Origin of the sequence: Rhizobium sp. LjRoot258, from assembly GCF_964254185.1 — a bacterium.
Lineage (GTDB): Bacteria > Pseudomonadota > Alphaproteobacteria > Rhizobiales > Rhizobiaceae > Rhizobium.
This window is the reverse complement of sequence record NZ_CAXUST020000003.1, coordinates 693,288-713,719: the sequence shown is the minus strand read 5'-3', so window position 1 is coordinate 713,719 and position 20,432 is coordinate 693,288. Positions and strand designations below refer to the sequence as shown.

The 20,432-nt window shown below is 60.5% G+C and carries 16 protein-coding genes; 10 read left to right on the top strand and 6 right to left on the bottom strand.

The window, feature by feature from the left end; all coding sequences use genetic code 11:
- Positions 1 to 93: 93 nt before the first annotated feature.
- Positions 94 to 774: a peroxiredoxin-like family protein gene (locus ACSQ9D_RS31855; RefSeq protein ID WP_436285758.1), complete on the bottom strand. Its 681-nt coding sequence runs from the start codon at positions 772 to 774 to the stop codon at positions 94 to 96.
- A gap of 446 nt (positions 775 to 1,220) precedes the next feature.
- Between ACSQ9D_RS31855 and ACSQ9D_RS31850 the strand changes: the two genes are divergently transcribed.
- Together ACSQ9D_RS31850 and ACSQ9D_RS31845 are read left to right on the top strand one after the other, a co-directional pair.
- Positions 1,221 to 3,011: a glycoside hydrolase family 15 protein gene (locus ACSQ9D_RS31850; RefSeq protein ID WP_436285757.1), complete on the top strand. Its 1,791-nt coding sequence runs from the start codon at positions 1,221 to 1,223 to the stop codon at positions 3,009 to 3,011.
- A gap of 481 nt (positions 3,012 to 3,492) precedes the next feature.
- Positions 3,493 to 3,960 (top strand): hypothetical protein, encoded by a 468-nt coding sequence (locus tag ACSQ9D_RS31845; RefSeq protein ID WP_436285756.1) that lies wholly within the window; start codon positions 3,493 to 3,495, stop codon positions 3,958 to 3,960.
- Here the strand turns inward: ACSQ9D_RS31845 and ACSQ9D_RS31840 are convergent.
- Both ACSQ9D_RS31840 and ACSQ9D_RS31835 read right to left on the bottom strand, forming a co-directional pair.
- Positions 3,943 to 4,314, bottom strand: coding sequence for a hypothetical protein (locus ACSQ9D_RS31840; protein ID WP_436285755.1), 372 nt, complete (start codon positions 4,312 to 4,314; stop codon positions 3,943 to 3,945). The genes ACSQ9D_RS31845 and ACSQ9D_RS31840 overlap by 18 nt on opposite strands.
- Before the next feature lie 323 nt (positions 4,315 to 4,637).
- Positions 4,638 to 5,531 (bottom strand): DMT family transporter, encoded by an 894-nt coding sequence (locus ACSQ9D_RS31835; protein ID WP_436285754.1) that lies wholly within the window; start codon positions 5,529 to 5,531, stop codon positions 4,638 to 4,640.
- Between the two features lie 104 nt (positions 5,532 to 5,635).
- Between ACSQ9D_RS31835 and ACSQ9D_RS31830 the strand changes: the two genes are divergently transcribed.
- The gene (locus ACSQ9D_RS31830) at positions 5,636 to 6,511 is read left to right on the top strand and encodes a LysR substrate-binding domain-containing protein (protein WP_436285753.1); all 876 of its coding nucleotides are present in this window, start codon (positions 5,636 to 5,638) and stop codon (positions 6,509 to 6,511) included.
- Here ACSQ9D_RS31830 and ACSQ9D_RS31825 read toward each other — a convergent pair.
- Positions 6,486 to 7,478, bottom strand: coding sequence for a GlxA family transcriptional regulator (locus tag ACSQ9D_RS31825; RefSeq protein ID WP_436285752.1), 993 nt, complete (start codon positions 7,476 to 7,478; stop codon positions 6,486 to 6,488). The genes ACSQ9D_RS31830 and ACSQ9D_RS31825 overlap by 26 nt on opposite strands.
- Before the next feature lie 101 nt (positions 7,479 to 7,579).
- Here ACSQ9D_RS31825 and ACSQ9D_RS31820 point away from each other — a divergent pair, with 101 nt between their 5' ends.
- From ACSQ9D_RS31820 to ACSQ9D_RS31790, 7 genes are all read left to right on the top strand, one after another.
- Positions 7,580 to 8,482: a 3-keto-5-aminohexanoate cleavage protein gene (locus ACSQ9D_RS31820; RefSeq protein ID WP_436285751.1), complete on the top strand. Its 903-nt coding sequence runs from the start codon at positions 7,580 to 7,582 to the stop codon at positions 8,480 to 8,482.
- A 7-nt stretch (positions 8,483 to 8,489) separates the two neighbouring features.
- A complete protein-coding gene (locus ACSQ9D_RS31815) occupies positions 8,490 to 9,992 on the top strand; it encodes a carnitine 3-dehydrogenase (RefSeq protein ID WP_436285750.1) in 1,503 nt (500 codons plus the stop codon).
- A 714-nt stretch (positions 9,993 to 10,706) separates the two neighbouring features.
- A complete protein-coding gene (locus tag ACSQ9D_RS31810; protein ID WP_436285749.1) occupies positions 10,707 to 12,296 on the top strand; it encodes an ABC transporter substrate-binding protein in 1,590 nt (529 codons plus the stop codon).
- Positions 12,297 to 12,390: 94 nt separating this feature from the next.
- Positions 12,391 to 13,398, top strand: a complete 1,008-nt coding sequence (locus ACSQ9D_RS31805) for an ABC transporter permease (protein WP_436285748.1) — start codon at positions 12,391 to 12,393, stop codon at positions 13,396 to 13,398.
- The gene (locus ACSQ9D_RS31800) at positions 13,395 to 14,222 is read left to right on the top strand and encodes an ABC transporter permease (protein WP_436285747.1); all 828 of its coding nucleotides are present in this window, start codon (positions 13,395 to 13,397) and stop codon (positions 14,220 to 14,222) included. Before ACSQ9D_RS31805 ends, ACSQ9D_RS31800 begins: the two co-directional genes overlap by 4 nt.
- Complete coding sequence (locus ACSQ9D_RS31795; RefSeq protein ID WP_436285746.1) at positions 14,215 to 15,846, top strand: ABC transporter ATP-binding protein; 1,632 nt, start codon at positions 14,215 to 14,217, stop codon at positions 15,844 to 15,846. Before ACSQ9D_RS31800 ends, ACSQ9D_RS31795 begins: the two co-directional genes overlap by 8 nt.
- Before the next feature lie 59 nt (positions 15,847 to 15,905).
- A complete protein-coding gene (locus tag ACSQ9D_RS31790) occupies positions 15,906 to 17,909 on the top strand; it encodes a CocE/NonD family hydrolase (protein ID WP_436285745.1) in 2,004 nt (667 codons plus the stop codon).
- Positions 17,910 to 17,912: 3 nt separating this feature from the next.
- On the opposite strand, the gene ACSQ9D_RS31785 is transcribed toward ACSQ9D_RS31790, so the two are convergent.
- Positions 17,913 to 18,824, bottom strand: coding sequence for an alpha/beta hydrolase (locus ACSQ9D_RS31785; RefSeq protein ID WP_436285744.1), 912 nt, complete (start codon positions 18,822 to 18,824; stop codon positions 17,913 to 17,915).
- Positions 18,825 to 19,185: 361 nt separating this feature from the next.
- Positions 19,186 to 20,370 carry a GTP-binding protein gene (locus ACSQ9D_RS31780; RefSeq protein WP_436285743.1) on the bottom strand — a complete coding sequence of 395 codons (1,185 nt, stop codon included), beginning with the start codon at positions 20,368 to 20,370 and terminating at the stop codon, positions 19,186 to 19,188.
- Between the last annotated feature and the right edge of the window lie 62 nt (positions 20,371 to 20,432).

Below are 20,432 nucleotides of genomic sequence, written 5' to 3'. Positions count from 1 at the left end.
GTCATCCCCGCCTGATGACGTGAAAACACGCCTGACGAATGTCAGGCAGCATGCTGGCTAGATCATGTTTCAAAAACGCAAGATGCGACGCCTTCAGTGTCGCAGGCTGCCGGCAGCGGCGAGCATCTCCGCCGCGTTTGGAAAGATGGAGAGGCTGTTCGGCCCGTCGCGCGCTTCAATTTGCACCCAGCGAACGATGCCGTCGGCGTCGATCAGGAAGTGCCCGACAAGTTGTGTGGGATGGCTAGCGAGGATCGCATGATCGGTTTCATTAAGCTCGAAGCCGTCCTGGGCGTTGAGTACGGGATTGGCCGCCATTGGATGTAGCGCTTCCGGCAATTCGCCCGTCGGGTTAATGCGAGCTGCTTCGAATTGCGCCATGCTTGCCCGATAGGGCCATGCAGGCTGCTCGCGGCTGTCCTCGGGCAGGAACTCGGCGCGCGGTACGCCGAAGGCCCGGTGCGTGGAGCAATCCTGGTCACATAGGAGCAAGGCCGGCGTCGGCCGGTGCCCAAAATACATGCGGGCGCGCTCCACCGGCGTGTTAATCACCGCAACAGTTTCCACCCCCGCCGCGCGCAGGGCAGGCTGTAAGCCACCGAGCTGTCCCACTTGACGCCGGCAGAACGGGCAGTGCAGCCCGCGGAAGAAGGCGATCAGAAACGGGTGACCGTGGAGACTGGCAAGAGAAACCGTTCCTTCTTGATTTGCCGAGGGAAGCGCGAATGCGGGTGCGTATTCCCCTGGTTGCAGCGGGCGTATCTGGTCTCCCATGGCATCTGTCCTTTGCTAGGTGTTCAGGTGAATGCTGGGCTTGATCCAAGTCCAATACCTAACACGCCACGGCACCACTCGCTATGTTCACGGAGTAAATCAGCTCATGGCGCGAACCTCCAGAAGTTTTGCGACGGCGGCAACATCCCCCTTTTGGTCTGCAATCCGGCCAAGGCCGCCTTCCGCTATCTGCCGCCCAAAGCGGTCGCTCGACGAGAGCTTGGAGCATTTCCTATGCTGCTCACTCGGCCTTCTACGGACAGTCTTAGAAGTCTGGAGAGAGCCAAGGCGGACTTTTGTGCTCTGGACGCGGTCTGAGTCGAAGTCAAATGACCGCTTCAATGCGAAACGGTCGACGCATTGTAACCATCCTCTGGTCATCCGAAACGCATGACCCATGTTCTCAATCTCTACTTGGACAAGACCGACGAGCAAAGGAGGTCGACTTGCCGGGCCGCATCGAGGACTACGCGCTCATAGGGGATTGCGAGACCGCCGCGCTTGTGTCGAAGGATGGATCGATCGACTGGCTTTGCTTTCCGCGCTTCGACTCTCCTGCCTGCTTCGCCGCCCTCCTTGGCAACGAAGGCCATGGTCACTGGTCGATCAGACCTGCGAGCGAGAACCATGTGGTGAAACGCCATTACAGGGAGGACACACTCGTTCTCGAGACGGAGTTCAAGACCGAAACCGGTACCGCGGTGGTTTGCGACTTCATGCCCTTGCGCGATAGTACAAGCGATCTGATGCGTCTCGTCGAGGGCAAGAGCGGCACCTTGACGTTCGACCTGGAATTCGTCCTTCGCTTCGACTACGGCCGAACCGTGCCATGGGTAACCAGCAGCGAGGACGGCACCATCACAGCGATTGCCGGACCCGACAGGCTGACCCTGACGTCGTCCGTTCCTCTGCACGGGGACGAGATGCGAACCGTGGGCACGTTTTCCGTCTCCGCTGGGGAACAGCAGTCATTTACGCTGACATGGAACCCGTCGCACTTGGCTCGGCCGGCCGCGAAATCCATCTATACTGCCTTAGAGGACACCGAATCCTATTGGAGATCATTCGCGAAGAACTGCCCGCAGGTGGGCGGATGGACGGCGCAGGTCAAACGATCTCTGATTACGCTGAAGGCACTGACGTACATGCCCACAGGCGGCATTGTTGCCGCTGCGACGACCTCACTCCCCGAACAACTCGGCGGACCGCGCAACTGGGACTACAGATATTGCTGGCTTCGTGACGCCACGCTGACGCTTCTCGCGCTCATGAAGCTCGGCTACTACGAGGAAGCCGGCGCATGGCGCGACTGGCTTTTGCGAGCTGTCGCGGGCGCCCCTGCACAGATGCAGATCATGTACGGTGTCGCGGGCGAGCGGAACCTGCTCGAGTGGGAGGTCCCTTGGCTTCCGGGTTACGAAGGATCTCGCCCGGTCCGGATCGGCAACGCAGCCTCAGAACAGGTTCAGCTCGACGTCTATGGCGAAGTCGCCGACGCGATGCTGCAAGCGCGCAAGGGAGGACTGCCGCCTCACCGCCGCGGGCGCGAGCTCGCAGCCGCCATTCTTCCCTTCCTGGAGAAGATATGGACAGAACCGGACGAAGGGATTTGGGAGGTGCGCGGTCAACGCCAGCATTTCACATATTCGAAGGTCATGGCATGGGTCGCCTTCGACCGTGCGGCAACGACTGCGCGAGACGAAGGCAATCCAGAGGCTACCTTGCATTGGCAAGCCGTGGCCGATCAAATTCACGAAGAGGTCTGCCGAAAGGCATTCGACGCCGAGCTTGGCTGCTTCGTGCAGGCCTACGGCTCCAAGGCTCTCGACGCCAGCCTGCTGCAGATTGGCATGGTCGGATTCCTTCCTCCCGAGGACCCGCGCTACATCGCCACCGTCGAGGCCGTCCAACACAAGCTCCTGCGAGACGGCCTCTTGCTCCGGTACGAGACCCGTGAAGTGGACGACGGACTGCCACCTGGGGAAGGTGCATTCCTTGCATGCAGCTTTTGGCTGGCCGACGCGCTGGTCTTGATCGGCCGAAGGGACGACGCTCGGCGTCTCTTCGAAAGGTTGCTGTCACTTTGCAACGACGTCGGCCTCCTGGCGGAGGAGTACGATCCTCACGCCGAGCGGATGGTTGGAAACTTCCCTCAAGCGTTCAGTCATGTCGGACTGATCAACAGTGCGCTCAATCTCTCCCGAGCGGAGGGACCGGCGGAACAGCGGGCTGAATGAAGGGTCGCCGAGTCGCATTCAGTGGAAATTTCTGGACCGGACTTTCAAGGTATCGATGTGAAGATCCGGGACTTATCCCGAGCCCGAGACTATGCCGAGCCAGTTCCCTAAAGCCCGAGATTTCCGATAGGGCCAGATTCTAAGCTCGGCATAATAATACTCATTCTGCGATCGTCCGGATTGCGCCAAGAAGGGACCTTGCGCTGCGTCTCCCTCCGTCGTCGAATGATTTGAGACGAATTGGATTTGGCAAGAGTTTCCGGCTCGGTTTGCGGTGTGATTTAAGCGGCTTTCTGTCGGTTCATCAACCTGCGCTGTTTGATGGTGTCGCGTTTGACCGCAAGGCGCTCCACCACGATACCCACCAAACCGACACCGAATGGGGCAAGCATCACGGCTGGCCCACCGAAATAACGCTGCAGGTTCAGCGCAATTCATTTAAAACGGGCGATCAATATCTCGTAAGGAGCTGGTCAAGAACATGTTCGTATCTGAAAAATACGCAGCCCGTGCTTTCCATTTCATAGATTTGATCGACATGGCCGGCTGGCGCATAAAGCTTTATGGAATTCGCTACCGAGCAGACACAGTGGACCAGGCACTGGTTGAGGCTGCGTTGCCGGTTATCGAGGCGAGGCTCAGAGAAGTTGGTCCTAAGTCCAACCACTATTCTGTGGGATTTGCTGCTGTTCACCAAGGAAAGTCCGGCAACTTTGTATTTGTGGACTGGTGGGCTGACGAAAACGAGTTGCATCACCATGTGTACGTCTCCGCTTCCGACCGCCCACACGAGTTCCGCTATATGACGCCGACTGGCCTTACGGCTTGCGCCTGGGATTTGAAGCTAATGTGGTTTGAGCGTGAAGCCTGGGTCGATAGCGTGCTCGACCAAGCGGAGAACCCAGATTTGGAAGCCTATCTCGCAAGACGGCTAAATGCTGACTGCTAGTGCGACGCCGCGAGGATCATTCGTCGCTGGCGGCTGGCATAAAGTTCCCGCCTTTATAAGTTCTGCCCGCAAACGGTGGAGGGCGCGACGCTCGCCGTGGCGAAGCATGCCCCCAGCGACGAGACCTGAGATGAAACGATCAATATCGTCGTAGACGAGCTGCGCTGGATCGCCGTTGCTGCGATCATTCTTCCATTCAATGAAAGCACTGATGATCCTGATTGTCGAACGGATGCTCTTAGTCGCGTAGCCTTCGTCAGTCATCGCTTTGATCAGGGAACTGACGCAGGCTCGATGCGGCCAATCTTCGATCGGCTGCCAGAGCGCCGAGTTCTCCCATAGAGTCGTAGTCATGGATGTCTCCGTTAGGTTTGCTAAACGGAGCGCTTATTGTGCCGAGCTTGCGATCTGGACCTACCGGAAATCGCGGGCCTTAGGGAACTGGCTCGGCTAGTCTCGGGCTCGGGGGCCGAACTCGGCATAACGGGACGAACATGTCCCGAGGTTGCACGGGAGACAGATTGGGCCGATCACGTGGATCCCGCCCACCTCCATGCACGAACTCGTCGCCCCTGCCGTTCGGCAACCGACCTTCGCGAGATGAGCATTTACGCTCGCGGCGCGGTCAGTCTGCTCGTCGGTGGGAGAAAAGTTCGGGGTCTAGTTTATGATGTTCCCTAATGCCCACCACGTCTGGCTTCCACTAGAGTATGCCAAACCACAGCGGCCAAAATAAGTGTGCCACCGGCGAAAGTCGCTGCAGGCGGACGTTCCGCAAACAAGAGCCATACCCACATCGGAGTGAGGACGATCTCCAATGTTCCGATAAGCGCAGCTTTCGCTGGGGGCATACGTCTTGCGCCGGCGAGGAAGAGTACGAGAGCGATGGAGAAATTGGTTGCGCCAAAGGCAGCGAGTACGATCCAGTTGTGGAGATCGAGGGAACCGACCGAGCCGAAGGGTGCAAAGATTGCGAGAGTCAGAAAGGCGCTGACGATGGTGGGAGGGAGGCTCGGCACTCCTGGACTGATCCTAGGGATGACGATGATCATCGCAAAAGAGGCCGTCATGCCCAGCGCCAGCAGATCGCCAAGGCCAGTACCGCCTCCGATCGATGAGGCGACGATGATGAGTACGCCAAGCAGGCACACGCCGCCTGCTGCCAGCGTGCGCCTTGCCGCGCGCTCCCCCAGCAAGAGCCAGCCGAGAAGGGCCGCGATGAACGGGGCTGTCGCGTAAATGACCGCGACATTCGCCACGCTCGTTGTGTAAAGCGCGCCGATGAAACATGCCTGGCTGAAGGTTTGACAAGCAATCATCGTAAGACCCGACGGGTGCAGGACGGAGCGCCACTGCTGCTTCGACATTCCGCCCTCGAGGAAGAAGCTCGGAATGAGAAGGAACAGTCCCCCGAACAACGACCGCCACGCGATCGCAGTCCAGGCATCGGTCGTCAGCAGGCGGGAGTAGACGCCGCTCACGCTCCAAGCGAGCGTCGCGGCGACGACAAGGATCACGCCCTTCTCATGCTCGCTGAAGCCGAGCGGGCGGGCGCCTGTTTGGAATGACATTGGTTTTCCCGAACCAGAGGTCTGATGCCTCTGTTTGCGCCTGTTCTTGACATCAGACAAACGAATAGTTGAGATAGCTGCCATCGGAATTTTTTGTGGCTCACATGCGTCAACCCATCGAAAGCGATCTGCTGCGTACATTTCTCGTCGTCGTCGAGACATCAAATTTCTCTGCCGCCGCACAGGCCATCGGCCGGACACAATCGGCCGTCAGCGCGCAGATCAAGAAGCTTGAGGAAACGATCGGGGAGACCCTTTTCGAGCGGGGCGCGCGCGGTGTAATCCCAACGCGCCTCGGCCTGCAGCTGCTTCCCTATGCGCGGCGTGTGATTGACCTTTTGGATGAAGCGGCCGCGACCATACGGACCAAACCGCTCAATGGCCCGGTGCGCATCGGGATACCGGAGGAATACAGCCAGACTGTGCTGCCTGCCGCACTTGCCGCCTTCGCCGTCCGCCATCCAGCCGTGGAGGTTACGGTTTCATGCGACTATACGGCGCGCAATCTCGCGGCCCTGGACCGCGACGAGTTGGATCTCGCCGTCGTCTTCGACTGGAGCAATCAGGCGGCAGGCGAAATCCTCTGTATCGATCCGACAGTGTGGGTCACATCCCAGGTTCACCGGCTCCACGACCTCGAACCGCTGCCGATCGCCGTCTACCGCAATTCCACCTGGGCGCGGGATTTCGCCTTCCGATCACTGGAATTGCAGGGGCGGAAGTACCGTGTCGCCTTCGTTGCCGATACCAGCTCGGGGCTTAAGAACGCCGCCTCCGCGGGCCTTGCCGTCACCACGCTCTCGCGCAGCAACATTCCATCGGGCTGCCGCGAACTGACCGCAGAGGAAGGATTTCCACCGGTCGATGCATCCAGGGTGGTCCTGCGCCGAAACCCTTATCATTCCAGCGAGGCCGTGCGCGAACTCGCCGACATGGTACGGGACGCATTTCAGCCTATGGCTGTTCCTCCGATGCTGTGACCGGCCTGCGGAGGCGACGCCTTGTGTCCGAGGGGCTTTCAGAGAAACTGGCGCGATAGCTTCTCGTAAAAGCTGAAGCCGAATTGAAGCCGGTCGCGGCCGCGATATCGGCGAAAGGCGCCTTGGTTTCGATCACCTTCCGCCGCGCTGCGTTCAGCCGCAGTGCCAGATAATGGACGTGCGGCGGGGCGCCGGTGCTCTGCTGAAAGAGGCCCTGCAGGTGGCGCGCACTGATGCCCACCCTGCGGGCCAGCCGCGTCAGCACGATGGGCTGCTCGATATTCTCCTCCATCAGCCGTACAGCCTGGGCCACTCGCGGATCGCGCATGTGCAGACCCGTCCCCGAAGGTGAAGGCTGGGTCTCGCTGTGGACGGAGTCCTGCTCGTAGCTGAAGAGCCGGCTGACCTCAAGCGCCAGCGTGTATCCCTGCCTTTGCCTTATGATCTCCAGCATCAGGTCAACGGTCGGGAGCGAACCCGCCGTGGTGATGCGCTTGCTTGTGATGACGAAACGGTCCTTCACCGCCCGCACGTGCGGATAGGCAAGGGAGAAGTCGTCGAAATCTTCCCAGTGAATGGTCGCCGATAGCCTATCGAGAAGGCTGGCTTCGGCAAGCAGCCATGTTCCGGATTCGATGCCCGCGATCATGCTTCGGTAACGCGCCGCCTGAGAAAGGCGCATCTTCAACGCCGGCGTCGAGCTGCGGCGCCAATTATAGCTTGCAAGCACGAAGAGCGGTGTCTCTTCCTGCTCCATCCCAAAACCACCGGCGGCGGGCACGGGAATGCCGCTGGTCGTCAGCACAGGCGAACCATCGGGCGTCAAAAGCCGCCATCGATAAAGTTCGCTGCCGGAAATCCGGTTGGCACCACGCATGGGCTCGATCACCGAAGCGAGCAGAATGAGGTTCGTCTCCGGCATGACAAGAAGATCGACATCCAGCCGATCGTTGGATCGCGTCAGCATTAGGCCTCCATCACTTCCGACAAAGTATCAACTGCTTCCGTTAATGCAAAGCATGATGAGCCATCTTCCCCCGTAATGGGCCTAACACGAGGGAGAACAAAATGCCTCTTGCGATAAACCGCGATGTCTTCATCACCTGTGCCGTCACCGGTGCCGGCGATACAGTTTCGAAATCCAGCCACGTTCCCATCACTCCCAAGCAGATCGCAGATTCCGCGATCGACGCCGCCAAGGCTGGGGCGGCAGTTGTCCACTGTCACGTCCGCGATCCGGAAACGGGTGCCGCGAGCCGCCGCAACGACCTCTACAAGGAAGTTACTGAGCGTATTCGCTCTGCCGATATCGACGTCGTCTTGAACCTGACGGCCGGTATGGGCGGTGATCTGATCTTCGGTGATGTCGAACGGCCGCTACCGCTCAATCCGCAAGGTACCGACATGGCAGGTGCGACGGAGCGCGTTTCCCACATCGCCGAGTGCCTGCCGGAAATCTGCACGCTGGATTGCGGCACGATGAACTTCAGCCTCGGCGACTACGTCATGACCAACACGCCGGCGATGCTCCGGGCAATGGCGAAGAAAATGACAGATCTCGGCGTACGTCCGGAAATCGAGGCCTTCGACACGGGTCATCTGCGGTTTGCCAAACAACTTGCTGAAGAGGGCCTGATCGAGGACCCGGTGCTGATCCAGCTCTGCATGGGCATTCCGTGGGGCGCACCTGATGACCTGAATACTTTCATGGCGATGGTGAACAATGTTCCCAAAAGCTGGACCTTCTCCGCCTTCTCGATCGGCCGCAACGCGGTGGCTTACCCGGCTGCGGCGGTGCTTGCCGGTGGCAACGTCCGAGTCGGCCTTGAAGACAATCTCTATGCCGGAAAGGGCATGCTCGCGACGAACGCACAGCTGGTCGAAAAGGCCGTGCAGGTGGTCGAAGGCATGGGCGCGCGCATCATCGGACCGGAAGACGTGCGCAAGAAACTGAAGCTGGCGAAGCGCTGAGGGCCGCATGATCAAGATCAACAAGGCAGCTTGTGTTGGTGGCGGCGTCATCGGTGGCGGATGGATCGCCCGTTTTCTGCTTGCAGGCATTGATGTCGACGTCTTCGACCCGCATCCGGAGGCGGGCCGCATCGTCGGCGAAGTCATCGCCAATGCCGAGCGTGCCTACGCCATGCTGACCGGAGCGCCTCTGCCGCCGCGCGGCAAGCTCACTTTTTGCAGAACTCTTGAAGAAGCGGTCGTTGATGCCGACTGGATCCAGGAGAGCGTTCCGGAAAGACTGGATCTCAAACGCAAGGTGTTGATGGAGATCGATGCGGCTTGCCGCCCGGATGCGCTGATCGGTTCCTCCACGTCGGGCCTGCTTCCGAGCGACCTGCAGCGCGACATGCAGTTTCCGGAACGCCTCTTCGTGGCGCATCCCTATAACCCCGTCTATCTCCTGCCGCTCGTCGAGATCGTCGGTGGCGAAAAGACCAGCCACGCCACCATCAAGGCAGCGATCGAGAAACTGCCGCCGATCGGCATGAAGGGCGTGCACATCACCAAGGAAATCGAGGCCTTCGTCGGCGATCGCCTGCTGGAGGCTCTTTGGCGCGAGGCGTTGTGGCTGATCCATGACGACATCTGCACCGTCGAAACGCTGGACGATGTGATCCGCTATTCCTTCGGCCTGCGCTGGGCGCAGATGGGGTTGTTCCAGACCTATCGCATCGCTGGCGGCGAAGCGGGAATGCGCCATTTCCTGGCACAGTTCGGCCCCTGTCTCGCCTGGCCCTGGACGAAGCTCACCGACGTGGTCGATCTCGACGATGCGCTAGTCGAAAAGATTGGCCAGCAATCCGACGAACAGGCCGCCGGCCTTTCCATCCGCGAGCTCGAGCGCATCCGTGACGAAAACCTGGCCGGCATCCTTCAGGCCCTTAAAGCCGGCAATGGCGGCCAGGGCTGGGGCGCGGGCGAGTTGCTCAAGGATTTCGAGCATTCGCTTTGGGCCGGCGCCAAGCAAACCGCACCCGCCGATCATTCGGCACCGCTGAAGCTCGTGGAGGCCAAGGTCAGCCCGGCCTGGGTCGACTATAACGGCCACATGACCGAGCATCGGTACTTGCAGGTCTTCGGCGACACGACGGACGCCCTGCTGCGGCTGATCGGTGCCGATCTCGCCTATGTCGAGGCGGGGCACAGCTATTACACCGTCGAAACCCATATCCGCCATCTGGGCGAAGCCAAGCTTGGGCAGGCGATTTCTTCAGCTTGTCAGCTGCTGTCAGTCGATGACAAACGGCTTCATGTCTTCCACACGATGTCTGACGCCGTAAGCGGCGAGACGCTCGCGACCGCCGAGCAGATGCTGCTTCATGTGGATTCGAAAGCGGGAAAATCGAGCCCGGCTGCACCTGATGTGTTGGCCAAGGCCCGGGCGATCATAGAAGCTCACGCGTCGCTGCCATTGCCGGACGGTGCCGGGCGCCATGTGGGGCAAAAACGGCAGGTTGAGACGGCATGATGGGCTCAAGGATTGCTCGACCTCAGGCAACGGCTTCCAGAGACCTGGCGCACCGCCGGCGGCTGGGATGCGGAGCAATCCATCCAGTGATCGAAAGCAGACCATCCATTCATTGCAGCCACAGCGATGTGGGCAAGCCGCCCGCTAGCCCAGGAGGTCTTGCAGCGGTAACCGAGGCAGCTTTGCCGCCCATTCCTACCGCGCCGGGTTTGCGGCAGGACGGCCCATCTGTCGCATACGACGTAGCTGATGTCGCTTCATCGGCCGCGCGACGACGGAAAGTGACCACTAATTCAATTTCATCCATTTTCGATGTTCGTGCAGCCGATGCCGGCTATTCGATCAAAACGCGGAGGCAGCCTAGGTTGAACGCACATGGGTTGACCGCACTCCGACGGCCAAATTTAGAGTTGGTCTCGGCATGCCTTCGCACGCTTGGCGAAAACTGTTGCCCGCGCCTTCAGAAGGCCGCCGCCGTGCGCGCGTTCTACCTTCCGGAAAACAGCCAGGCAATAAAAACAGCCGGCGTTCCCAATCGTCCCGCCGCAAAGAGCGGGCCAATGCTCACGCACCATCGTCATATCGAGAAAGGAAGATAGAGGCGGCGGCAACCGCGACGTTTTCCCGAATAAACGTGGACCTGGCACCGGAAGAGGAAACCGGTTCTGCGGTCCACTTGCCTATTCTTCAATTGAAACGAGAAGGAACAGGGGAATGAACGACTACACGAAATATCTTGCAAGCCGCGTGACGGCAGGCGGCCTGAACCGCCGCGAATTCCTGGGACGTGCGATGGCCGCGGGCCTGACGCTCGCCGTCGCCGACAAGCTCTTCACCGAAAGTGCCGAGGCTGCCGAACCCAAGCGCGGTGGTCATCTGAAGCTCGGCCTGGAGGGCGGTGCTGCCACCGACTCCAAGGACCCGGCAAAATTCCTGTCGCAATTCATGTTCTGTGTCGGCCGTTGCTGGGGGGACATGCTGGTCGAATCCGATCCGCTGACTGGTGCCGCCGTCCCGGCGCTCGCCGAATCCTGGGAGCCGTCCAAGGACGCTGCGACCTGGACCTTCAAGATCCGTAAGGGTGTGAAGTTCCACGATGGCAAGGAACTCACCATCAACGACGTGGTCGCAACCTTGAAGCGCCACACCGACAAAAAGTCGGAATCCGGTGCGCTCGGCGTTCTCGGTTCGATCAAAGATATCAAGGCCGACGGCGACAACCTCGTGCTGACGCTGACCGAGGGCAATGCGGATATGCCGCTGCTGCTCACTGACTACCACCTGGTGATCCAGCCGAACGGCGGCAATGACGATCCCCTCGCCTCGATCGGTACCGGCCCCTACAAGCTGACAAGCTTCGAACCCGGTGTACGCGCAACCTTCGAGAAGAATGCAGACGACTGGCGTTCCGACCGCGGTTATGTCGACTCGATCGAGATCATCGGCATGAACGACGCTACGGCCCGAATCGCGGCGCTGTCTTCCGGCCAGGTTCACTACATCAACCGTGTCGATCCAAAGACCGTCAGTCTCCTCAAGCGCGCTCCGACAGTCGAAATCCTTTCGACCTCCGGCCGCGGCCACTACGTCTTCATCATGCATTGCGACAAGGCGCCGTTCGACAACAACGACCTTCGCCTCGCGCTGAAATATGCCATGGACCGCGAAACGATGGTCAAGAAGATCCTCGGCGGCTACGGCAAGGTCGGCAACGACTTCCCAATCAACAACACCTACGCGCTCTTCCCGGAAGGGATCGAGCAGCGCACCTACGATCCGGACAAGGCCGCCTTCCATTACAAGAAGTCCGGCCATAGCGGCTCCGTGCTGCTGCGTACGTCCGAAGTCGCCTTCCCCGGTGGCGTCGATGCGGCGGTTCTCTATCAGGAAAGCTGCAAGAAGGCCGGCATCGAGATCGAGGTCAAGCGCGAGCCGGGCGACGGCTACTGGACCAATGTCTGGAATGTCCAGCCCTTCTCGACCTCTTACTGGGGTGGGCGTCCGACGCAGGATCAGATGTATTCCACGGCCTATCTCTCGACGGCCGACTGGAACGACACGCGCTTCAAGCGTCCGGATTTCGACAAGCTGCTGCTCGAAGCGCGTTCGGAACTCGACGAGACCAAGCGCAAGGACATCTACCGGACCATGGCGATGATGGTGCGCGACGAGGGCGGCCTGATCCTGCCGATGTTCAACGACTTCGTGAATGCCTGCACCAAACAGGTGAAGGGCTATGTCCACGATATCGGCAACGACATGTCGAACGGCTACGTCGCGACCCGCGTCTGGCTTGATGCCTGACGGCGTTGGGGACCTCCCCCGCCATCTCTGACTGGACCAGGACCGCAGGGTGAAGCCTTGCGGTCCCCCTGACGTTTCAGCGCGAGGCTTCGCCATGTCCAATTCATCGACCGGCACTTCGTTGCCGGGTCTGAGGTTCAGACAGCGTTTTCCGCTGCTTGCCCTCATCGTCGAGCGCTTCGTGCTCTCGCTCGTCCTGCTTTTTGCGGTGTCCATCCTGATCTTCGGCGGGCTCGAAGCCCTGCCAGGCGATTTTGCCACGACCTATCTCGGCCAGTCGGCCACGCCGCAGGCGGTTGCCAATATCCGCGAGGATCTCGGCCTCAATAGGCCAGTGACGACGCGCTACCTAGAGTGGCTCGGCAACGCTGTCCAGGGCGATTTCGGAACGTCGTGGGCGAGCAAGAATTCGGTCAGCGAACAGATCGGCAAACGTCTCGGAAACTCGCTCTTTCTGGCCTGCTTCGCGGCGCTGATCTCGGTCCCGCTGGCAATCGCCCTCGGTATGCTGTCGGTGCATTTCAGGAACCGCATGCCCGACAAGGCCATCAACGTGATCTCGCTTGCAGCGATCTCCCTGCCCGAGTTCTTCGTCGGCTACCTGCTCATCCTCTTCTTTGCCGTGAAACTCGGTGTCGCGACCTTTCCGGCAACGGTCTACGACAGCATGGGCTTTGCCGAGCGGCTCAACGCGATCGCTCTACCGACGGCAACGCTGGTGCTTGTCGTTCTGGCCCACATGATGCGCATGACCCGTGCCGCGATCCTCTCGGTGATGTCGTCCGCCTATATGGAAACGGCAGAGCTCAAGGGCCTCGGAGCCTTCCGCTCGATCGTCAAGCATGCAGCACCCAATGCGCTCGCCCCGATCATCAACGTCGTGGCGCTCAATCTCGCCTATCTCGTCGTCGGTGTCGTCGTCGTCGAGGTGGTCTTCGTCTATCCAGGCATGGGCCAATACATGGTGGATGCCGTGACGGTGCGCGACATGCCGGTGGTGCAGGCTTGCGGCCTGATCTTTGCCGCCGTCTACATCTTCCTGAACATGATCGCCGACATGCTGGCCATCGTTGCCAATCCAAGACTGAGGCACCCGCGATGAGATTGAGAGATATCCCCATCACCGCCTGGTTGGGCATCATCGGTATCGCGATCGCCTTCATCTTCGCGATCTTTGCCCCTTGGCTTGCGCCCTACGGCGAAACCGAAGTCGTCGGCGATGTCTGGCAAATGGCGGACAATCAGTATTTCTTCGGCCTCGACAACCTCGGCCGCGATATCCTTTCGCGGCTGATCTATGGTGCCCGCACGACGCTCTTCGTGGCGCTCGGCGCGACGCTTATATCCTTCTCGCTGGGCATTCTCCTCAGCTTTACGGCCGCCGTCTCGCGCGGCATCATCGATATGGTCTTCTCCCGCTTTAACGACCTGATGATGTCGATCCCGACGCTGATCTTCGCGCTGGTCGTTCTTGCGGTCCTGCCGCAGAACATCATCATCCTGATCCTCGTCATGGCGATCCTCGATTCCACCCGCGTCTATCGCCTCGGCCGCGCCGTGGCGCTCGATGTTGCAGTCATGGAATTCGTCGAGGCGGCCAAGCTGCGTGGTGAAGGCAAGGTCTGGATCATCTTCCGCGAGATCTTGCCAAATACGCTCTCGCCGTTGCTGGCCGAGTTCGGCCTGCGTTTTGCTTTCTCGATCCTGTTCCTCTCCACCCTGTCCTTCCTCGGCCTCGGCATCCAACCGCCGGCGGCCGACTGGGGCGGCATGGTGAAGGACAACAAGGACGGGATCATCTTCGGCATCTCGGCGGCGCTGGTGCCGGGTTCGGCGATTGCCGCACTTGCCGTCTGCGTCAATCTCGTCGTCGACTGGCTTTTGAAACGCACATCCAGCCTCAAGGGAGGGCGCGGCGATGCCTGAGCTTCTTTCCGTTCGCAACCTCAAGATCGAAGCGACCAGCTATCCGCCCGGCGAACCGCCGAAGCGGGTGACGATCGTCGATGGCGTCTCCTTCGACCTGCAGAAGGGCAAAGTCCTCGGTCTGATCGGCGAGTCCGGCGCCGGTAAGTCGACGATCGGCCTCTCTGCCCTCGCTTACGGCCGCGGCGGCGCCGAGATCACTGGCGGCCAAGTGCTCCTTGATGGCACCGACATCCTGACGCTTGGCAAGGGAGGCATCCGGCAGATACGCGGCGTCCGCGTCTGCTACGTCGCGCAGTCGGCGGCTGCCGCCTTCAACCCGGCGCACAAGCTCGGCGACCAGGTGATCGAGGCCTCCGTCAAGCACGGCCTGATGAGCAAGGAGGAGGCCCGCAAGCGCGCGCTCTACCTCTTCCAGGTGCTCGGTTTGCCGAGCCCGGAGACATTCGGCGACCGCTACCCGCATCAGGTCTCCGGTGGACAGCTTCAGCGCGCCATGACCGCCATGGCACTCTGCTCCAATCCGTCGCTGATCGTTTTCGACGAACCGACGACGGCGCTCGACGTCACAACCCAGATCGATGTGCTGGCAGCGATCAAACACGCGATCGAGGCAACGCATACGGCTGCTCTCTACATCACCCATGACCTTGCGGTGGTCGCCCAGATTTCCGACGACATCATGGTTCTTCGGCATGGCAAGACAGTAGAATACGGCAGCGTTCAGCAGATCACCGAGGCACCGCGACAGGACTACACGCGTGCCCTGGTGAATGTCAGGCAAGCGGTGCGCGACGAGGCGCCCGATCAGTCGGGCGCGCTTCTCAAGGTCGAGAACATCAGCGCCGAATATTCCAACGGCTTCAAGGTCCTGCACGACGTTTCTCTGCATGTGCCGAAGGGACAGACGCTTGCGGTCGTCGGAGAATCGGGTTCGGGAAAGTCGACGCTCGCCCGGGTCATCACCGGCCTGCTCCCGCCAAACGAAGGCCGTGTGGTGTTTGGCGGCAAGGCGCTGACGCCGGGCTTGAAAAACCGGCCGAACGACGATCTGCGTCGTATCCAGCTGATTTACCAGATGGCCGACACGGCCATGAACCCGCGCCAAACCGTCCGCGACATTATCGGCCGCCCTCTCACCTTCTACTACGGCCTGAGGGGTGCCCAGAAAACGGCGCGGGTGAAGGAACTGCTCGACCAGATCGAAATGGGCAACGGTTTCATTGACCGCTACCCGGCGGAACTCTCCGGCGGCCAGAAGCAGCGCGTGGCGATCGCAAGGGCGCTGGCGGCAAAGCCGGAGCTCATCCTCTGCGACGAGCCGACCTCGGCTCTCGACCCGCTGGTGGCCGAAGGTATCCTCAAGCTTCTCCTGCGTCTGCAGGAGGAGGAGCAGCTCTCCTACATCTTCATCACCCACGATATCGCAATCGTCAGGGCGATCGCCGATAGCGTCGCCGTGATGCATCGCGGCAAGCTGGTGCGGTTCGGGCCGAAATCCAAGGCGCTGTCGCCGCCGTTTGACGACTATACCGACTTGCTGCTCAAGTCCGTGCCGGAGATGGAGATCGGCTGGCTCGAGCGCGTACTCGTAACACGGCGCATGGAAAGCGCCGGCAACTGAGACAACAAGAGGCGGGCAGGCTCCGCCTCGCCTCATGACAACTGCATCAAGGAACAGGCATGACCTCGCGCGGCTTCATCACCATCGAAAATCAATGGATCACGCTTAAGGACGGCACGCGGCTTGCGGCCCGTATCTGGATGCCGGATGGTGCGCAAAACGATCCCGTGCCTGCCGTCTTTGAATTCCTGCCCTATCGAAAGCGGGACGGAACAAGCCTTCGCGACGAATCCACTTATCCGGTCTTCGCAGCTGCAGGCATTGCCGGCGTCCGCGTCGATATCCGCGGCTCCGGCGAATCCGATGGCGTCATCGATGGCGAATATACAGAACTGGAACTCGCCAACGCTTGCGAACTGATCGCCTGGATTGCCGCCCAGCCCTGGTCGAACGGTTCGGTCGGCATGATGGGCATTTCCTGGGGCGGCTTCAACAGCCTGCAGGTGGCAGCGCTCCGGCCGCCGGCGCTGAAGGCCGTGATCTCGATCGCCTCCACCGTCGACCGCTACAATGACGATATCCACTATAAGAATGGCTGCCATCTCTCCGCGCAACTCTCCTGGGCAGCAACCATGCTTGGCTATCAATCCCGTTCGCCCGATCCGGCTCTGGTCGGCGAACGCTGGAAGGAGATGTGGCTGGAGCGGCTGGAGCACGAACCTTTCTTCATGGAAGAGTGGCTGACGCATCAGCGCCGCGACGCGTTCTGGCGCCACGGCTCGATCTCAGAGGACTTTTCGAACGTCGACATTCCCGCGCTGGTGATCGCAGGGTGGGCGGACGGCTATCGCAATACCCCTCTGATGGCCGTCGAAGGGCTGGGGGAGAAAGCGAGAGCCCTGATCGGCCCGTGGGTTCACAAATACCCGCATTTCGCCTGGCCGAAGCCGCGGACCGACTTTCACGGTGAGGCAATCGCCTGGTGGAACAAGTGGCTGCTTGGCGAGGACAACGGCATCGAAAACCTTCCGCAGGTCCGTGCCTATATTCTTGACGCCGTCCGCCCGGCTCCACGGCGCGAGTTCGATCCGGGTTTCTGGGTCGCCAAGGATGGTTGGAAGCCGCCGGAAATGCAATGCTTCTATGTGGAGCAATTCGGCAGCCTGACCGAGGGCATGCCGATCCCGCAGGCACCAGAACACATAGCTTATCTGCGTTCACCGCTGGATACTGGCACCGCATCGGGCGAATATTTCACGCTGAAGCCCGATGCGGAGATGGCGATCGACCAACGCTCCGACGACGCCGGTTCGCTCACCTTCGATACCACGCCGCTTGCCGCAGACCATGACTATCTCGGCCGCCCGGTCCTCACTGTTTCGCTCCGATCGGAAGCGCTCACTGGCAATCTTTGCGCCCGCCTCGTCGATATCCATCCGGACGGAACGGCAACACGCGTCGCCTTCGGCGTCATCAATCTCACCCATCGTCACGGCAACGCCGAACCCGCTCCGCTTCCGCCCGGCGAGAAAATCTCGATCCGGCTCGTGCTCGATGCCTGTGGCTACCGCTTCCGCAAGGGACATCGCATCCGCTTGTCGCTGTCCACCGCATACTGGCCGATGATCCTGCCGCCGCCGGAAGACCGTGGTGTGGAGATCGATATCGCCTCGCTTGGCCTGGCGCTACCGATACTTGGCGAGCATCAGCGAATCGATATTCCCGAACCGGCCAACTCCGATCCCCTGCCGAAATACATCGAACATGCACCTGCAGCGACCACACGGCAGGTCGTGCGCGATCTTGCGGCCAATCGCACGGACTATCGCATCCACGAGGATACCGGCCTCTACGAACATCCTGAAACCCGCCTTTCGACGCGGCAACTCCGCGAGGAGGTCTGGTCGATCTCACCCGGCGATCCGCTATCGATGACAGGCAACTCCACCTGGACCTGCGACATGCGCCGCCCCGGCTGGTTCGTGCGAACCATTGCGACGGCGAAGATCGCTTGTACGAAGACCGACTGGGTCATCAATGCCCTGGTAATGGCCTATGAAGACGACGTTCTGATTTTCGAGAAGACTTTCGTGGAGAAGCGCATCCCCCGCGACCTGATGTGAGCGTCACGCCGCTGCAAAACGGCGCACCGCCTCGCAGACAGCGAGGAAACCAGCTCGCGCGCCGTCGCTCATATGGCGCGCGCGCAACCAGGCATGCACCATCTGCGGTTCCTCGCGGAACCAGACTTCGACACCGGCTTGCGCCAGCCGCGCGGCATACTGTCGAGAGTCGTCGCGCAGGGGGTCGAAGGCCGCGCCGGTGATAAAGGCTGGAGGCAGTCCACCAACAGAGACAGACTTGAGCGGTGCTGCTACCGGATCGTCTTGCGGTGCCTGCAGGATTTCCCGGTAATAGGCCACATCGGCCGTCGTCAGTCCTGGCGCTTCGCTCATCTCGACATAGGATCCGGCCGTCAGATCACCGCCCAGCGCCGGGTAAATCAGAACCTGACCGGCGATGTCGGAAAGCCCTGCCTCCATTGCCCGCATGGCAAGCCCCGCTGCGAGATTGCCGCCGGCACTGTCGCCGATGAGAACGATCCTGCGGCCGCTCGAGGCAAGCTCGGAAAGCACAGCGAAGCCATCGTCGGTCTGCGCCGGCCAGCAATGTTCTGGTGCCAGCCGGTAGTCGAGGGCGACCAGTTCGGCACCCGCAAAGTCAGCGATTTCCGCACAGATCGCGTGGTGGCTCTCAAGCGAGCCAACGACGAAACCGCCGCCATGCAGATAGAGCAGCAAGGTCTCACTCGTCACATGCCGTGGCCTGTAGCGCCTTGTCGGCACGGTCCGGATCGGACCGTCAGCGAAAATCAGGCCAGCCGGAATCGGCGGGCTGAAACGGGCACACAGCGCGTCATATTGGGCCCGCTGAGCTTCAATCGATTGCGATACCGCATCGTCCGAATAGACGCTGTTACAGATGGAAAGAAATTCAAGGATACCCGTCTCTTCGGGCGTCGGGCGGTTGGCCGTCATGTTGCATCCGGTAATGTGTGAATACCTAGTTCATGACAATAGGATTTGCCGGAATGAGAGCGCAAGCGCGGTTCTGCGGATGAACTCAAATCGCCGCTTTCGCTTGTTCCCCGAAGGGCGCCGCGTCATCACGAAAATAGTTCGATGACGAACGCAACCAAGCCCGCCACCAACTCGGGAAACCCTCGAAGAAAGTGCCCTCGCCCACCTCCCAACGGCATCCAAATGAACGTCTTCGATCGCGATCAACTGCGAAGAGACAGCATCTGTAATAATCGCGGAGCCGCAAGGTGGACGGGTGCCGGACGCCTATCTCGCATCCGAGAATTCGTGTCGCAAACATTACAACTCCGCCGGCATGCTACCAGGCGGGAAACGGATCTTCGAGAGCGGACCAGTCGCGCGGATCCGAGCTCGCCAGACAGTCATCCAACGCTGCACGGACGCTTGTCTCGTCCATGCCCACACCGATGAACACGAGCTCCTGCCGACGGTCCCCCCACGCGCTGTCCCACCGGCTCTGCAACTGCTGACGAAACTGCGGATGGCTCGGCCAATCTTGCCGGGGAACGGCCGCCCACCAAAGCCCCATGGGTTCGCAGCGCCGTTGCACCCCGGCAGCCGACATTAGACCCACGTGACGCGGGCGCGTGGCAAGCCAGAAATGGCCCTTGGCGCGGATTACCCCCGGCCAAGGCTCGTCCAGAAATGCGCGAAACCGTACCGGATCGAAGGGACGCCTCGTGCGATAGACAAAGCTCGAGACCCCGTATTCCTCTGTCTCTGGAACATGGGCGCCCGGGCTGTACAGTTCTTTGTGCCACAACGGGTGCGCGGCAGCTTTTGCTTCATTGAAGAGAGCGGTATTGAGGACGGTTGCAAGAGGAACCTTGCCGAAATCCGTCTCCACCTGGCGTGCATCCGGGTTGAGTGCGGCAACCACCTTGCGGACTTCCGCGCGGATCTCCTCTGTCGCGTCCGAGATCTTGTTGATCACGACAATGTCGGCAAATTCGATCTGGTCGACCAGGAGGTCAATGAGTGTCCGCCGGTCCTCATCGTCACTCTGCAGGCCACGGTCGCGGAGCAGATCAGCACTGCTGTAGTCGGCCAGAAGGCTTGCAGCGTCGACGACGGTCACCATGGTGTCGAGTTTCGCAAAATCGGAAAGCGAAACACCGTTCTCGTCGCAGAAGGAAAAGGTTGCCGCGATAGGGCGTGGCTCCGCAATGCCAGTCCCTTCGATCAACAGATAGTCGTATCGCCCTTCCTCGGCCAGTCGCCGCACTTCCGTCAGGAGGTCGTTGCGCAGGGTGCAGCATATGCAGCCATTGCTGAGCTCAACCAATGCCTCCGTTGTACGCGACAGGTTGCAGCCGCCGTCTCGAATGAGACTGGCGTCTATGTTCACTTCGCTCATGTCGTTGACAATGACGGCTACCCGAAGGCCCTCACGATTGGTCAGCACGTGGCTGAGAAGCGTCGTCTTGCCAGCGCCAAGAAAACCGGCAAGTACTGTCACCGGTAGCCGGTCGATCGTGTTCATCGGCACCCCTTGAATGTGGGCATTCGGAGCGATCGCCTCTGTGACAAGCATCTGCTTCGTAT

Excerpts from the sequence above, each read along its gene's own strand:
- ACSQ9D_RS31805 (WP_436285748.1), top strand. The coding sequence starts at position 12,391 with ATGTCCAATTCATCGACCGGCACTTCGTTGCCGGGTCTGAGGTTCAGA.
- ACSQ9D_RS31780 (WP_436285743.1), bottom strand. The coding sequence starts at position 20,370 with ATGAACACGATCGACCGGCTACCGGTGACAGTACTTGCCGGTTTTCTT.
- ACSQ9D_RS31785 (WP_436285744.1), bottom strand. The coding sequence starts at position 18,824 with ATGACGGCCAACCGCCCGACGCCCGAAGAGACGGGTATCCTTGAATTT.
- ACSQ9D_RS31830 (WP_436285753.1), top strand. The coding sequence starts at position 5,636 with ATGCGTCAACCCATCGAAAGCGATCTGCTGCGTACATTTCTCGTCGTC.
- ACSQ9D_RS31825 (WP_436285752.1), bottom strand. The coding sequence starts at position 7,478 with ATGCTGACGCGATCCAACGATCGGCTGGATGTCGATCTTCTTGTCATG.
- ACSQ9D_RS31815 (WP_436285750.1), top strand. The coding sequence starts at position 8,490 with ATGATCAAGATCAACAAGGCAGCTTGTGTTGGTGGCGGCGTCATCGGT.
- ACSQ9D_RS31840 (WP_436285755.1), bottom strand. The coding sequence starts at position 4,314 with ATGACTACGACTCTATGGGAGAACTCGGCGCTCTGGCAGCCGATCGAA.
- ACSQ9D_RS31810 (WP_436285749.1), top strand. The coding sequence starts at position 10,707 with ATGAACGACTACACGAAATATCTTGCAAGCCGCGTGACGGCAGGCGGC.
- ACSQ9D_RS31800 (WP_436285747.1), top strand. The coding sequence starts at position 13,395 with ATGAGATTGAGAGATATCCCCATCACCGCCTGGTTGGGCATCATCGGT.
- ACSQ9D_RS31845 (WP_436285756.1), top strand. The coding sequence starts at position 3,493 with ATGTTCGTATCTGAAAAATACGCAGCCCGTGCTTTCCATTTCATAGAT.
- ACSQ9D_RS31820 (WP_436285751.1), top strand. The coding sequence starts at position 7,580 with ATGCCTCTTGCGATAAACCGCGATGTCTTCATCACCTGTGCCGTCACC.
- ACSQ9D_RS31790 (WP_436285745.1), top strand. The coding sequence starts at position 15,906 with ATGACCTCGCGCGGCTTCATCACCATCGAAAATCAATGGATCACGCTT.
- ACSQ9D_RS31855 (WP_436285758.1), bottom strand. The coding sequence starts at position 774 with ATGGGAGACCAGATACGCCCGCTGCAACCAGGGGAATACGCACCCGCA.
- ACSQ9D_RS31795 (WP_436285746.1), top strand. The coding sequence starts at position 14,215 with ATGCCTGAGCTTCTTTCCGTTCGCAACCTCAAGATCGAAGCGACCAGC.
- ACSQ9D_RS31835 (WP_436285754.1), bottom strand. The coding sequence starts at position 5,531 with ATGTCATTCCAAACAGGCGCCCGCCCGCTCGGCTTCAGCGAGCATGAG.